General features: G+C 40.7%; 13 protein-coding genes. 2 read left to right on the plus strand and 11 right to left on the minus strand.

Annotated elements, in window-relative coordinates; all coding sequences use genetic code 11:
* Positions 1-239 precede the first annotated feature (239 nt).
* From nrdF to nrdH, 4 genes are read right to left on the minus strand one after another with little or no spacing between them, the layout of a single operon-like run.
* Positions 240-1,226 (minus strand): class 1b ribonucleoside-diphosphate reductase subunit beta, encoded by a 987-nt coding sequence (gene nrdF / locus ACIPUA_RS15395; RefSeq protein ID WP_261984780.1) that lies wholly within the window; start codon positions 1,224-1,226, stop codon positions 240-242.
* Positions 1,226-3,358: a class 1b ribonucleoside-diphosphate reductase subunit alpha gene (gene nrdE / locus ACIPUA_RS15400; RefSeq protein WP_449059850.1), complete on the minus strand. Its 2,133-nt coding sequence runs from the start codon at positions 3,356-3,358 to the stop codon at positions 1,226-1,228. Before nrdE ends, nrdF begins: the two co-directional genes overlap by 1 nt.
* Before the next feature lie 12 nt (positions 3,359-3,370).
* Positions 3,371-3,784, minus strand: a complete 414-nt coding sequence (nrdI, locus tag ACIPUA_RS15405; protein ID WP_042848388.1) for a class Ib ribonucleoside-diphosphate reductase assembly flavoprotein NrdI — start codon at positions 3,782-3,784, stop codon at positions 3,371-3,373.
* An 8-nt stretch (positions 3,785-3,792) separates the two neighbouring features.
* Positions 3,793-4,020 (minus strand): glutaredoxin-like protein NrdH, encoded by a 228-nt coding sequence (gene nrdH / locus ACIPUA_RS15410; RefSeq protein ID WP_042848387.1) that lies wholly within the window; start codon positions 4,018-4,020, stop codon positions 3,793-3,795.
* Positions 4,021-4,307: 287 nt separating this feature from the next.
* Between nrdH and ACIPUA_RS15415 the strand changes: the two genes are divergently transcribed.
* The gene (locus ACIPUA_RS15415; protein ID WP_042848385.1) at positions 4,308-4,766 is read left to right on the plus strand and encodes a methylated-DNA--[protein]-cysteine S-methyltransferase; all 459 of its coding nucleotides are present in this window, start codon (positions 4,308-4,310) and stop codon (positions 4,764-4,766) included.
* A gap of 217 nt (positions 4,767-4,983) precedes the next feature.
* Positions 4,984-5,193, plus strand: a complete 210-nt coding sequence (cspE, locus tag ACIPUA_RS15420) for a transcription antiterminator/RNA stability regulator CspE (protein ID WP_014657708.1) — start codon at positions 4,984-4,986, stop codon at positions 5,191-5,193.
* 156 nt (positions 5,194-5,349) lie between these two features.
* On the opposite strand, the gene lipA is transcribed toward cspE, so the two are convergent.
* The 7 genes from lipA to mrdA all read right to left on the minus strand — a co-directional run bounded on the left by lipA (position 5,350) and on the right by mrdA (position 13,138).
* Positions 5,350-6,315, minus strand: coding sequence for a lipoyl synthase (gene lipA, locus ACIPUA_RS15425; protein ID WP_042848383.1), 966 nt, complete (start codon positions 6,313-6,315; stop codon positions 5,350-5,352).
* Positions 6,316-6,439: 124 nt separating this feature from the next.
* A complete protein-coding gene (gene lipB / locus ACIPUA_RS15430; RefSeq protein ID WP_370661216.1) occupies positions 6,440-7,054 on the minus strand; it encodes a lipoyl(octanoyl) transferase LipB in 615 nt (204 codons plus the stop codon).
* 246 nt (positions 7,055-7,300) lie between these two features.
* Positions 7,301-7,564, minus strand: coding sequence for a DUF493 family protein YbeD (gene ybeD, locus ACIPUA_RS15435; protein ID WP_042848378.1), 264 nt, complete (start codon positions 7,562-7,564; stop codon positions 7,301-7,303).
* 135 nt (positions 7,565-7,699) lie between these two features.
* A complete protein-coding gene (gene dacA, locus ACIPUA_RS15440; protein ID WP_042848376.1) occupies positions 7,700-8,911 on the minus strand; it encodes a D-alanyl-D-alanine carboxypeptidase DacA in 1,212 nt (403 codons plus the stop codon).
* Between the two features lie 188 nt (positions 8,912-9,099).
* Positions 9,100-10,071 (minus strand): endolytic peptidoglycan transglycosylase RlpA, encoded by a 972-nt coding sequence (gene rlpA / locus ACIPUA_RS15445; RefSeq protein WP_048606341.1) that lies wholly within the window; start codon positions 10,069-10,071, stop codon positions 9,100-9,102.
* A 13-nt stretch (positions 10,072-10,084) separates the two neighbouring features.
* Positions 10,085-11,197 carry a peptidoglycan glycosyltransferase MrdB gene (mrdB, locus tag ACIPUA_RS15450; protein ID WP_042848373.1) on the minus strand — a complete coding sequence of 371 codons (1,113 nt, stop codon included), beginning with the start codon at positions 11,195-11,197 and terminating at the stop codon, positions 10,085-10,087.
* A 51-nt stretch (positions 11,198-11,248) separates the two neighbouring features.
* Positions 11,249-13,138 (minus strand): peptidoglycan DD-transpeptidase MrdA, encoded by a 1,890-nt coding sequence (gene mrdA / locus ACIPUA_RS15455; RefSeq protein WP_042848372.1) that lies wholly within the window; start codon positions 13,136-13,138, stop codon positions 11,249-11,251.
* Positions 13,139-13,147 lie beyond the last annotated feature (9 nt).

Below are 13,147 nucleotides of genomic sequence, written 5' to 3' on the forward strand. Positions count from 1 at the left end.
TACACTAGTTTATATTAATTTATCTTATTAAAAATAATTGAAATATGGATTATTTTCAAATAATTTGCCAGATTGACTCATTAAAAATGAGTAATTAAACAGATATACATATAAAAAACGAAATAAATTGTCTGTTTTTTGAGCCAAAAAATATCATGATAAATAAAATCATTATTATTCATCATGATATAGTTTTTTAGGGGATTTGCCTTGATAGATAAACTAAATTTACTGGTTTATTAGAAGTTCCAATCATCATCCTCGGTACTTACTGCCTTCCCAATAATATAAGATGAGCCAGAGCCCGAAAAGAAATCATGGTTTTCATTCGCATCTGGGGATAATGCGGATAATATTGCAGCACTAACATCTGTCACTGTATCTGGGAATAATGCTTCATAACCTAAATTCATTAATGCTTTATTCGCATTATAATGAAGGAATTTTTTTACATCTTCTGACCAACCCACCGAGTCATACAGTTCTTGCGTATACTTAACTTCATTTTCATATAAATCAAGTAATAATGAAAAAGTGAAATCTTTAATTTCTTTTTGTACTTCATTATCATATTGTTGTAATGAGTTTTGAAATTTATAGCCAATATAATATCCATGTACAGCTTCATCCCTAATAATTAATCGAATGAGGTCTGCGGTATTAGTTAATTTACCTCGACTTGACCAATACATAGGTAAATAAAACCCTGAATAAAAAAGGAATGATTCTAAAAATACACTCGCAATTTTTTTCTTCAGTGGATGTGAATTGCAATAATAAGAAAGGATGATTTTGGCTTTATTCTGTAACGCTGTATTTTCTTCACTCCAACGGTATGCGTCATCGACATCAGTGGTCGAGCACAATGTTGAAAATATTGAGCTATAAGACCGAGCGTGTACCGCTTCCATGAAGCTAATATTAGATAATACGGCTTCTTCATGAGGGGTTTGAGCATCAGGCATTAAACAAGGAGCACCAACCGTATTTTGGATGGTATCGAGTAACGTTAAGCCAGTGAATACTCGAATAGTGAGCTGTTTTTCTGCCGCAGTAAGCGTGTTCCAAGATGGTGTGTCATTGGAGAGCGGGATTTTTTCAGGTAACCAAAAGTTGGTGGTTAACCGGTTCCAAACTTCTAAATCTTTATCGTCTTGAAGTCGGTTCCAGTTGATAGCTTTAACAGGTGTATAAGATGTGCTGGTGGTCATTTGATTTTTTCCTATTACAGAGTGCAAGATACGCAGCCTTCGACTTCGGTTCCTTCTAGGGCGGTTTGGCGTAACCTAATGTAATACAGTGTTTTTATCCCTTTTCGCCATGCATATATTTGCGCACGATTGATATCGCGGGTAGTGGCATCATCTTTAAAAAATAGGGTTAAAGATAAACCTTGGTCAACATGTTGAGTGGCCATTGCATAGGTATCAATAATTTTTTCTGGCCCGATTTGGTAAGCATCTTGGTAATACTCTAGATTTTTGTTATCCATAAAAGGAGCTGGGTAGTAGACGCGCCCAATTTTACCTTCTTTACGAATTTCTATTCGTGAAACGATAGGATGAATGCTAGATGTTGAATTATTAATATAGGAAATTGAACCTGTCGGAGGGATAGCTTGCAGATTTTGGTTGTAAATTCCGTGGGTCATAATTGACTGTTTCAAGGCTAGCCAATCTTCACGACTTGGAATTTCGATACCCGAACGTCGGAATAATTCCTGCACATTCTGTGTCTTTGGTAACCAAAGGTTGTTGATATATTTATCGAAATATTCACCAGAGGCATATGTAGAGTGTTCAAAGCCAACAAATGCAGTTTTTCTTTCTCTGGCTAATTGGTTGGATGTTTTTAGCGCATAATAAGTGACACAGTAAAAATAAATATTGGTAAAATCCAACGCTTCTTCAGAACCATAATGAATGTGCTCCCTTGCAAGGTAGCCATGTAAATTCATTTGCCCTAAGCCAATGGCATGGGATTGGCGGTTACCTTGTGCAATAGAAGGGACTGAGAGTATATCACTCATATCTGAAACTGCACTTAAAGCCCGCACAGCAGCCTCAATAGACTGAGCAAAATTAGGGGAGTCCATTGTTTTAGCGATATTCATTGAACCTAAGTTACAGCTAATATCTTTACCAATCTGTTGGTAGCTTAAATCATCTTCATAAGTACTAGGGCGATTAACTTGCAGTATTTCCGAACACAAGTTGCTCATATTAATTCGCCCTGCGATTGGGTTGGCCCGGTTGGCAGTGTCCTCGAAGAGAATATAGGGATATCCCGATTCAAATTGAATTTCAGCTAAGGTTTGGAAAAATTCTCGCGCATTAATTTTGTATTTTTTGATCCCCTTGTTATTTACCATTTCATGGTATTTCTCTGTCACACTAATTTCGGACATTGGAACACCATATATGCGTTCAATATCATAAGGAGAGAACAAATACATATCTTGATTATCTTTTGCCAACTGGAAAGTGATATCAGGAATAACAACCCCTAGAGAAAGCGTTTTGATGCGTATTTTTTCATCGGCATTTTCCCGTTTAGTATCAAGAAAACGCATAATGTCAGGATGATGCGCGTGTAAATAAACGGCTCCGGCACCTTGACGAGCCCCTAATTGGTTAGCGTAGGAAAAGGCATCTTCTAGCATTTTCATGACAGGGACTACACCAGATGATTGATTCTCAATCAATTTTATTGGAGCGCCTTGTTCACGTAAGTTGCTCATTAAAAATGCGACACCACCGCCGCGCTTGGATAATTGTAATGCTGAATTTACGGAGCGACCGATGGATTCCATGTTGTCTTCGATTCTCAAAAGAAAACAAGAAATTAGTTCACCTCTTTGCTTTTTACCGCAATTCAGGAATGTGGGGGTAGCAGGTTGAAAACGACCGCTGATGATCTCATCCACATATAACATCGCGAGGCTTTCTGAGCCTTGTGCAAGTGTTAATGCCACCATACAGACACGATCTTCATAACGCTCTAAATAACGTTTACCATCAAAGGTTTTTAGGGTATAGCTGGTGTAATATTTGAAGGCACCTAAAAAAGTCTGGAAACGAAATTTATGCGCATAAGCTTGTTTAAATAATGATTTAATAAACTCAAAATCATATTGACCTAATACGCTACTTTCGTAATAGTTTTCTTGCACTAAGAAATCTAATTTTTCTTTTAAGTCATGAAAAAATACAGTGTTTTGATTTACATGTTGCCTAAAATAATGATGTGCAGCTTCCTTGTCTTTATCAAATTGAATGTGGCCTTTGCTATCATATAAATTCAACATAGCATTAAGTGCGTGATAGTCTATATCAGTGGTATTTTGCATTTTATCCATTTTGAAATAACTCTAGTTGTCAGTACGCTGCCAAAATATTTGAAGGCCTTGCTTAACGGATTGAACATCTTTTTCTGTGCCAAGAAGCTCAAAACGGTAAAGGTAAGGAATACGGCACTTTTGCGCGACAATATCCCCAGCAATGGCATAGGCATCGCCAAAGTTGGTGTTACCCGCAGCGATCACTCCACGGATAAGTGAGCGATTGGCTTCAATATTTAGAAATTGGATCACTTCTTTTGGGACGGCACCCTTTAAGCCTCCACCACCATAAGTAGGCAGCAACAAAACATAAGGTTTTGTTGCAATTAGGCTGTTTTCTTGGCGACCAATGGGGAGCCGTGTTGCTGGAAGGCCTAACTTTTTAACAAAGCGATGGCAATTTCCAGAACGACTGGAAAAATAGATAAGCGCTTCCGTTGCCATAAGAACCTCTAGGCCGCTAATAAGCTAATCATATCTGGACGAAACCCAGACCAATGTTTGTCCCCAGCAATGACTACTGGGACTTGTTGATAGCCTAATTTTTTAACTAGCTCAAGGGCTTGGTCATCTTGAGTGAGGTCAATTACCTGATAGGAAATTTGTTTGCGATCTAGCGCTTGGTATGTTGCATTACATTGAACGCAATTAGGCTTACTATAAATGGTAATCTCAGTCATATTATTTACCTTTTGATTTTTTAACGTGTCATAGCCAACAAGATTAATAAGTGAATACTATATATGGGTGAGTTATTTATCAACCACACAATATGTAGTGGATATGAAAAGTTGAATGATAATTATTCTAATTATTTGCTAGGTTGTTATTAACATTGAAAATAAAAAATAAGTGGATTTAGTGATTCAGTTGGTGACACTAAGAAAAAAGATTATTGCAAAGCGGAAATAATTTACTCTATAACTGTATATACAATCAGGTAATTGATTCCTTTTAAGGAGATACTATGTACCATCAATATTTAGAAACACCGGAAAAGTTTCCTAAACCGTGGATCCATATTACGGCTGATGATGACGGAATAACGAGCCTGTACTTTGTTGAAGAAAAAACAGAAAAAGAAATTAAGAATGAACACTCCAAACTTTGCGTGAAAGAGTTAAAAGAATATTTTAGTCATAAAAGAAAAGTTTTTACGGTTGCTTTAAATCCTCAGGGAACTGAGTTTCAAAAGAAAGTTTGGAAGCATTTATGTGGGATACCTTATGGTGAGCGATGGAGCTATAAGGATTTGGCTTTAAAGTTAGGTTCTGTAAATTACTGTCGTGCTGTTGGAATGGCTAATTCACGTAACCCCATTTCTTTAATTGTACCTTGTCATCGTGTATTAGGGCATGATGGAAAGCTAGTCGGTTATACTGGCGGCCTAGATATTAAAGGTTGGTTACTATTGCATGAGAAGTAATATCTAAATAATTCACTATAGCTAATACTATTAGTTGTAATAATTGCTATTTGTAAGAATTATGGGTGGAATTTGCACAGATAATACCGATAAATAATATATTTTTACTTTTTTAGTCAATTTTCGTGATCTAGGTTGTAGACAAGTAACTTAGATATCTGATGTACTGAGCTTGATACAGATGGTGTGTCTATTTTATTTTAAAGGTAATAATTTGATGTCTAAAGTTAAAGGTAACGTTAAGTGGTTCAACGAGTCTAAAGGTTTTGGTTTTATCACTCCAGAAGATGGTAGCAAAGATGTATTTGTGCACTTTTCTGCGATTGCAAGCGAAGGTTTCAAAACCTTAGCGGAAGGCCAGAAAGTCGAATTTGAAATCACTGAAGGTGCTAAAGGCCCATCTGCTGTTAACGTTGTCTCTCTGTAATTTTAATAATTAACAATTAGAAACTAACAGCTATAAACTCGCTCTGGTTAACTGGGGCGAGTTTTTTATTAAGCAGTAAAAGACAAGAGCCGGATTTAAACAAATAGGTTGAATCCGGCTTTATAGAAATAATGTAGCGTACCAAAAAGCTAGGGGTTATTTGACCTCTTCACCTTTAGCTTGTAAGTCTGCATGGTAAGACGAGCGTACAAAAGGCCCACAAGCTGCGTGGGTGAAGCCCATTGCCATTGCCTCTTCTTTCATTTCGTCAAACTCTGCTGGGCTAACATAGCGTTTTACAGGCAGATGATGGCGACTCGGTTGCAAGTATTGACCAAGCGTTAGCATTGTTACGCCATGACGGCGTAAATCACGCATAACTTCAATAATTTCGGCGTTCGTTTCGCCTAACCCAACCATTAGCCCTGATTTAGTTGGGATATCAGGGTGCGCTTCTTTAAATTTTTCGAGTAATTTTAATGACCATTCATAATTCGCGCCTGGGCGAACTTGGCGATAAACGCGTGGTACGTTTTCAAGATTATGGTTAAAGACATCTGGTGGCGTTGCGGTCAGGATTTCTAGTGCGCGATCCATACGCCCACGAAAGTCAGGGACTAATGTTTCAATTTTAATTGAAGGGTTTTTTTCGCGAATAGCACGAATACAATCCGCAAAGTGCTGTGCGCCACCATCACGTAGGTCGTCTCGGTCCACAGAAGTAATAACGACATACCGTAATGCCATATCTTTGATTGTTTGCGCTAATTTTTCTGGCTCATTGGCATCTGGCGCGTTTGGACGACCGTGGGCAACATCACAAAATGGGCAACGTCGAGTACAGATAGCACCTAAGATCATAAAGGTTGCTGTACCATGGTTAAAGCACTCGGAAAGGTTTGGGCAGGAGGCTTCTTCACATACCGAATGTAGACCATTTTTACGCATAGCGGCTTTAATGCCTTGAATACGAGTTGAGTCAGCGGGAAGCCTAATTTTCATCCAGTCAGGTTTACGTAGAATTTCTTCTCGTTCAGTCACAACGTTTTTGACAGGGATCAGCGCCATTTTGTCGGCGTCACGATATTTAATTCCGCGTTCTATCTGAATTGGTTTACTCATAATATGACGGTTCCAGTTATCTTTTATGCTGATGGATAATTTTTAATTCTAAATAAAACCGAATGGAAAGCCGTAACCCATTCATTAAAAAATAGTTTAAAAATGTTAAAAAATTATAGCATTATTATTGAACAATATGAAATCCTAGTGTGTCACAGAATTGACGGATTAGCACAGGCTGAACATCAGATAATGACACTTTGGGAGCAAGATCACTAATCTGAGTCATCTTTAATTCACTGTAACCACAAGGGTTTATACGGTTAAATGGCTCAAGGTCCATATCGATATTTAAAGCAAGCCCATGGAAAGAACAGCCTTGCCTAATGCGTAAACCAAGAGAACAAATTTTGTCCCCGTTAACATATACACCGGGCGCATCGGGGCGAGGGTAAGCTTCGATATGAAAATGGGCGAGGGTATTCACAACCGTATTTTCTAGTGCGGTGACTAACTCACGCACACCAAGTTTATTGCGTTTTAAGTCTAGCATAACATACATGACTTGCTGGCCAGGGCCATGGTAGGTAACTTGGCCCCCCCGATCACTTTGAATGACTGGGATATCGCCAGGAGCAAGTACGTGCTCGGCTTTACCGGCTTGGCCTTGAGTAAATACTCGGGGGTGTTCAACGAGCCAAATTTCGTCGCAGGTTTCAGGCGTACGGCATTGCGTAAATTGGTGCATCGCATCAGAAACGGGTTGGTAAGGCGCGAGGCCAAGTTGGCGGATGATTATACTTCTGTCTGACAAAATTAAGCGTCCACGTTGTCATTATCGTTAGGTCAGTATAACGCCTATGTTTGTTACACATCAAGTTGTCAAGGTATTAGCTTGTTGTATATAAGTGAGTAGATACAGAATTAATGGTTAGCAATGATAATTTTTAAATCTCGGCTGTATTTTGGCATAAAAAACCCCCAGTAATTGGTTGTCCAGCTATTGGGGGTCACTTCACTATTTGGTTTTTTATTTTCTCGTTGATTAAAGCACAACTTTAACTAATTCTAATGCGCCTAATTCGCTATACAAGGTTTCAACCTGTTCGATATGTGTTGCATTAATAGTAATAGAAACTGAGTGATAGTTGCCTTTGCTACTTGGTTTCACATCGGGAGAGTAATCACCAGGCGCATGACGCTGAACAACTTCAATCACTTGATCAACCAACTCAGGCTGTGCCAAGCCCATCACTTTGTAAGTTAATGGACATGGGAACTCAAGCAGTTCACCTAATTTCGTTTTCATGGGCACTCCTAATTTTTTAAATTGTGTCGCTGGTTGAAAAAGATTGGCTGGTATTAAACCAGCCAATCAAAAGTATTCATCCAACAAACATTTCGATGCTTACTATATGGGGGTGATTTATTTTTGTTTCAAGCCCTAGCCAAACCAACGGTGAAATAATAGTTTGATATAGTCAATTAATCGGCTGAAAAAGCCACCTTCTTCAACATCTTTTAGAACGGCTAAAGGGTGTTGTTCTATAGTTTTTCCATCGAGCTGGAAGCTGATCGTACCGACTTGCTGACCTTTGGTCAAAGGCGCTTGTAATTCTGTCGTTGACAGTTCATAGCTGGCTTTTAAATCTTTTAACCGTCCCCGAGGTATCGTTAAGTATAGGTCATCCACTACACCTAATTTCACTTCATTTTCATCACCAAACCAAACAGGAACACTCGCAAAATCAACGTTAGCTTGTAATGGTTTAACTGTTTCATAGAAACGGAAACCATAAGTGAGTAATTTTTTACTTTCAGCATCACGTCCTTTGCTGCTTTTCCCACCCATCACAACGGAAATTAAACGCATATCACCATCTGTTGCGGATGCAACAAGGTTGAAACCTGCGGCATTTGTGTGACCTGTTTTGATCCCATCAACAGCAAGGCTCTTATCCCACAACAAACCGTTACGGTTAATTTGGCGGATGTTGTTAAAGGTAAATTCTTTTTCTTTGTAAATGGCATATTCTTCTGGTACATCACGTACTAAAGCTTGACCAATAAGCGCCATATCACGTGCGGAGCTATACTGGCCTTCTGCATCTAAGCCATGAACAGTTTCAAAATGGGTGTTTTTCAAACCTAATTTATTCACATATCCATTCATTAATTGAACAAAATTGGTTTGATCTCCAGCGATATAATCAGCCATTGCAACACAAGCATCGTTACCTGATTGCAGGTTAATCCCACGAGTCAGTTGAGAAACGCTGACTCGATCTCCTGGTTTTAAGAACATCAAGGATGAGCCTTTAAACACAGGGTTACCGGTTGCCCATGCATCATTACCCACGGTGACTATGTCATTTGCACCAATTTTACCTGATTTAATCGCCTGACCAATAACATAACTGGTCATCATCTTGGTTAAACTGGCTGGGTCACGACGCTGATCCGCATTACTTTCAGCGAGGACTTTTCCTGAATTATAATCAATGAGTATATAGGCTTCAGCATCTATGGCTGGTGCTGCGGGAATTGAAGTATTTGGAAAGCTGTCATTGGCATTTGCAATACTGGCAGTCAAAAGAAGCAGAGCAGAACCCAGCACTGTATAACGCACGATGCGTGATGGAGCGACATTATTCATGGTTTTACCATTTACATCCGAAATTCGGTTAACACAAGGAGGCGCAGTTTAGCAAAAGAATAGGGCAAGAAAAAAGCCACTTTTGCGCTCCACCAATTATTTTTGTCAGTTTGATACAGTCATACTTTAGGCCCCATCAACATCATCACAATGTTGAGAGACCTAAAATGTTTGGTATGTATTCAGATTTAAGGTGCGACTACCATCGAAGTTTGGTTTTTTTCTGATTGTAGACGACCCTGTACTTCAACAGCTTGTTGTCGAGTACTAAACGGCCCTAATTGAACCCGGTAGATACCATTGTAGGGTTGTAAACGCCCAGGAACATTAAATTGTGTTTTTAGTTCATCCAGCATTTTTTGTGCGTTCGGTTGGCTGCTAATTGCACCCGCTTGGACTAAAAAGCCACGCTCAGGCACCGCTTCTTCGGCCGCGGGTTGTGGCTCTGGCGTAGGGGTTTGTAAGCTCATATCTGGCATCACTGGTTGCATAGGTTCTTTGGGCTGTTGGACAGGCAACGCATTTTCTGGCGTTGGTAAGTTTTCCATCACAGGCGTTCCCATAGGGCCTGAACCTAGCTGTGGGCGCCCAGGTAGTGCATAGCTCTGCTTAACAAAATTAGAGCCGACAGTACCGGTACCAGAAAGTGTACCGTCTTGGGCGACTTGGATAGCGTCTATTTTAATCTTAGTGGTTGGTAATAAATTTAAGCGGTCAGCCGCAGCCCGAGAAATAGCAATGCTTTTACCTTGCATATAAGGGCCACGGTCGTTGACTCGAACCACCATCATGCGGCCATTCATCATATTGGTAATACGCACATAACTAGGGATTGGCAAAGTCGGGTGTGCTGCGGTTAATTCTACGGGGTTAACTCGTTCACCAATGGCAGTCATATTGCCTGTTGATTCAGCACCATAAATTGAAGCGTAGCCAACTTGGCTAAATTGTGCCGGGTCACGTACGATTTGGTATTGCTGGCCATTACGTGAGTAATCACTATTTGCTGTTGGGTGATATGGCTCATAATGAGGTTCAGCACCTAATACATCTTGAGTGGGCACATTGGTTGGCACTTGGGCGGGTTGCTTAACCTCTTCTGTAACACAGCCACTAAGTAGCGCGGCAGTGACACCAAGCATTATCCATTGTAAACGCATACTAAGCCTCATTTTATAAACTTTTTGAAAGGAATCTTCGGTGTGTATGTATCGACATGATAATACCGAATCCAGCCATTAAAACAATTAAGGCAGAACCGCCATAACTCACTAAGGGGAGGGGAACGCCAACGACAGGTAATATACCACTGACCATGCCGATATTCACAAACACATATACAAAAAGGATTAAGATCAAACCACCAACCATCACTCGACCAAAGGTATTTTGTGCGCTGGCGGCAATATAGAGCCCGCGGATAATCAGCAAAATATATAAGCCAAGAAGGATAAGAACACCGACTAAGCCAAGTTCTTCGGCTAATACAGCAAAAATAAAGTCAGTGTGCCTTTCAGGTAAAAATTCAAGTTGTGATTGTGTACCGTGCAGCCAACCTTTCCCCATTAACCCACCAGAACCAATCGCAATTTTTGATTGAATAATATGGTAGCCCGCACCTAATGGGTCAGTTTCTGGGTCCAATAACATCATGACACGAGCCCGTTGGTAGCCATGCATCAAGAAGAACCACAGCAATGGAATGAAGGCCGCTAGGGCGATAGCAGCAATAGCAATCAGCCGCCAACTCATCCCAGCAAGAAATAAGACAAATAACCCCGAAGCCGCCACAAGGATTGATGTTCCAAGGTCAGGCTGCGCAGCCACTAATAATGTCGGTACAAAAATGAGGACGAGTGCAATCAGTGTATTTTTAAATGAAGGGGGACACAAATCACGATTCATAAAGCGGGCAACCATAAGTGGCACCGCTATCTTTGCAATTTCTGAAGGTTGGAAACGAATAAAACCGAGGTCTAGCCAACGTTGGGCCCCTTTACTGATTTGCCCAAACACATCGACAAAAACTAATAAAATGACACAAAAGATAAACAGATGTGGAGCCCAATTTTCATACATTCGAGGGGGAATTTGAGCCATAACGATCATTACAATAAAGCCAGAAGCTATTTGCCCTAGCTTTCGCTCCATCATTTCAGGGTCTTGACCACTAGCGCTCCACATAATAAACGCGCTATAGGCAAGCAATGCCATGATAATTAATAGCATAGGCACATCTATGTGCAGACGTGTTGATAATGAAATTTTTTTCTTATCGTCTGTCATCTTTTTTATAGCTCACTGTATTTGGTTGAAGCTGATAGCTTGAACGGGACATCAGCGGTCCTCCCCAGCGCTAGTTGGTGAGGTGGCAATTTCTGTACGGTTATCACCAAGAAGAACATGGTCAAATATTTGCCGCACTATATCCCCTACAGAAGGACCTGCGCCGCCATTTTCTAAAATAATAGTGACAGCGATAGTTGGCTTATCATAAGGCGCATAAGCAATCATCAATTTATGGTCACGCAAGTGCTCGGCGAGTTTACTTGCATTATAGGTTTCATAACTAAAGACTTGAGCCGTTCCAGACTTCGCGGCAGCTTTATAAGGGGTACCGATAAAACTACGACGACCTGTACCATTAGGTGCATTGGCTACGCCATACATCCCCTGTTTAGCGAGTTCCCAATAACCCGAATGAATGTCCCCAATTTGAGTGGTTTCTTTATCTTCATAAGGCACCATGGCATTACCAAGTTTGGTGCCATAAAGTAAGTGAGGCGTTTTGACCTGACCGTCATTGATTAAGGTCATTAAGGCCTTTGACATTTGAATTGGGGTAGCAGTCCAATAGCCTTGGCCGATCCCGACTGGAATAGTATCCCCTTGGTACCAAGGTTTCTTATAACGTTTTTGTTTCCACTCACGAGTAGGCATAATGCCTGAACGCTCTTCGGCAAGGTCGATCCCAGTGTACTCGCCAAAGCCAAAGCGGGTCATCCATACAGAGAGACGGTCAATACCCATATCATAGGCAACTTGGTAGAAGAAGGTATCTGCAGACTCAATAATAGATTTCATCACATTCAGCTTACCATGGCCCCAGCGTTTCCAATCTCGGTAGCGTTTTTCTGAGCCGGGGAGTTGCCACCAACCGGGGTCGAATATTGTGGTGTTGGGCGTGATGACTTTTTCACTCAATGCGGCAACAGAAATAAAGGGTTTTACGGTTGAGGCAGGGGGGTAAAGCCCTTGGGTTGTTCGGTTAATCAACGGCCTATCAGGGTTATTCAGTAACGCTTGGTAATCTTTGTTTGAGATACCGTTGACGAACAGGTTTGAGTCATAGCTTGGGTTAGAAACCAGCGCCAGTATTTCCCCGTTGCGTGGGTCTGTCACTACGACAGCAGCACGGCTAGTGGTTAATAATTTTTCAATATAGATTTGTAACTCGAGATCAATCGTTAAATAGATATCCCGGCCGGCTTGAGGCGGTTGTTCATGAAGCTGGCGAATAACCCGCCCTCGGCTGTTAACTTCGACTTCTTCATAGCCTGTTTTACCGTGTAATACACTTTCATAATAACGCTCGATGCCTAATTTACCAATATCATGGCTAGCCGCATAGTTAGGTAATAACCCGTCTTTATCAAGGCGCTCGATGTCTTTATCATTAATTTTAGCGACGTAGCCGATGACATGGGTCAATGCAGAACCATATGGATAGGAGCGACGTTGATAACTTTTAACTTCTAAACCGGGGAAGTGGTATTGGTTTACGGCAAAGCGAGCCACTTGAACTTCATTTAATTGTGTTTTTAAGGCGATAGAGGTAAAACGACGTGAGCGCTTACGTTCTTTTTCAAAATTAGCAATATCCTCATCGGTTAAATCAACGATATCACGAAGTTTGTCTAAGGTTTCTTGTAGGTTATCGACTTTCTCTGGCACGATTTCTAACTGATAAAAAGTGCTATTTAGGGCGAGCTGTGTTCCTTGCCGATCGTAGATAATGCCACGGCTTGGTGCAATGGGCACCAATTTGATTCGGTTATCATTAGAGCGAGTTTGGTAATCCTCATGGCGAACAATTTGTAAATGGTACAAATTGGTCACGAGGATCGAGGTTAAAATGACAATCACGCCGAAAGCAATAAGCGCTCGGCGGATAAACAAAACAGATTCTGCGGTGTGGTCGCGAAAAGGGGTGCGTTGTGTTTTCATCCCATTGCC

This window comes from Providencia sp. AGC89, from assembly GCF_053543535.1.

Coding starts and splice junctions, on each gene's coding strand:
- nrdE (WP_449059850.1), bottom strand. CDS start 3,358: ATGGATAAAATGCAAAATACCACTGATATAGACTATCACGCACTTAAT.
- nrdI (WP_042848388.1), bottom strand. CDS start 3,784: ATGGCAACGGAAGCGCTTATCTATTTTTCCAGTCGTTCTGGAAATTGC.
- nrdH (WP_042848387.1), bottom strand. CDS start 4,020: ATGACTGAGATTACCATTTATAGTAAGCCTAATTGCGTTCAATGTAAT.
- ACIPUA_RS15415 (WP_042848385.1), top strand. CDS start 4,308: ATGTACCATCAATATTTAGAAACACCGGAAAAGTTTCCTAAACCGTGG.
- cspE (WP_014657708.1), top strand. CDS start 4,984: ATGTCTAAAGTTAAAGGTAACGTTAAGTGGTTCAACGAGTCTAAAGGT.
- lipA (WP_042848383.1), bottom strand. CDS start 6,315: ATGAGTAAACCAATTCAGATAGAACGCGGAATTAAATATCGTGACGCC.
- ybeD (WP_042848378.1), bottom strand. CDS start 7,564: ATGAAAACGAAATTAGGTGAACTGCTTGAGTTCCCATGTCCATTAACT.
- dacA (WP_042848376.1), bottom strand. CDS start 8,911: ATGAATAATGTCGCTCCATCACGCATCGTGCGTTATACAGTGCTGGGT.
- rlpA (WP_048606341.1), bottom strand. CDS start 10,071: ATGCGTTTACAATGGATAATGCTTGGTGTCACTGCCGCGCTACTTAGT.
- mrdB (WP_042848373.1), bottom strand. CDS start 11,197: ATGACAGACGATAAGAAAAAAATTTCATTATCAACACGTCTGCACATA.
- mrdA (WP_042848372.1), bottom strand. CDS start 13,138: ATGAAAACACAACGCACCCCTTTTCGCGACCACACCGCAGAATCTGTT.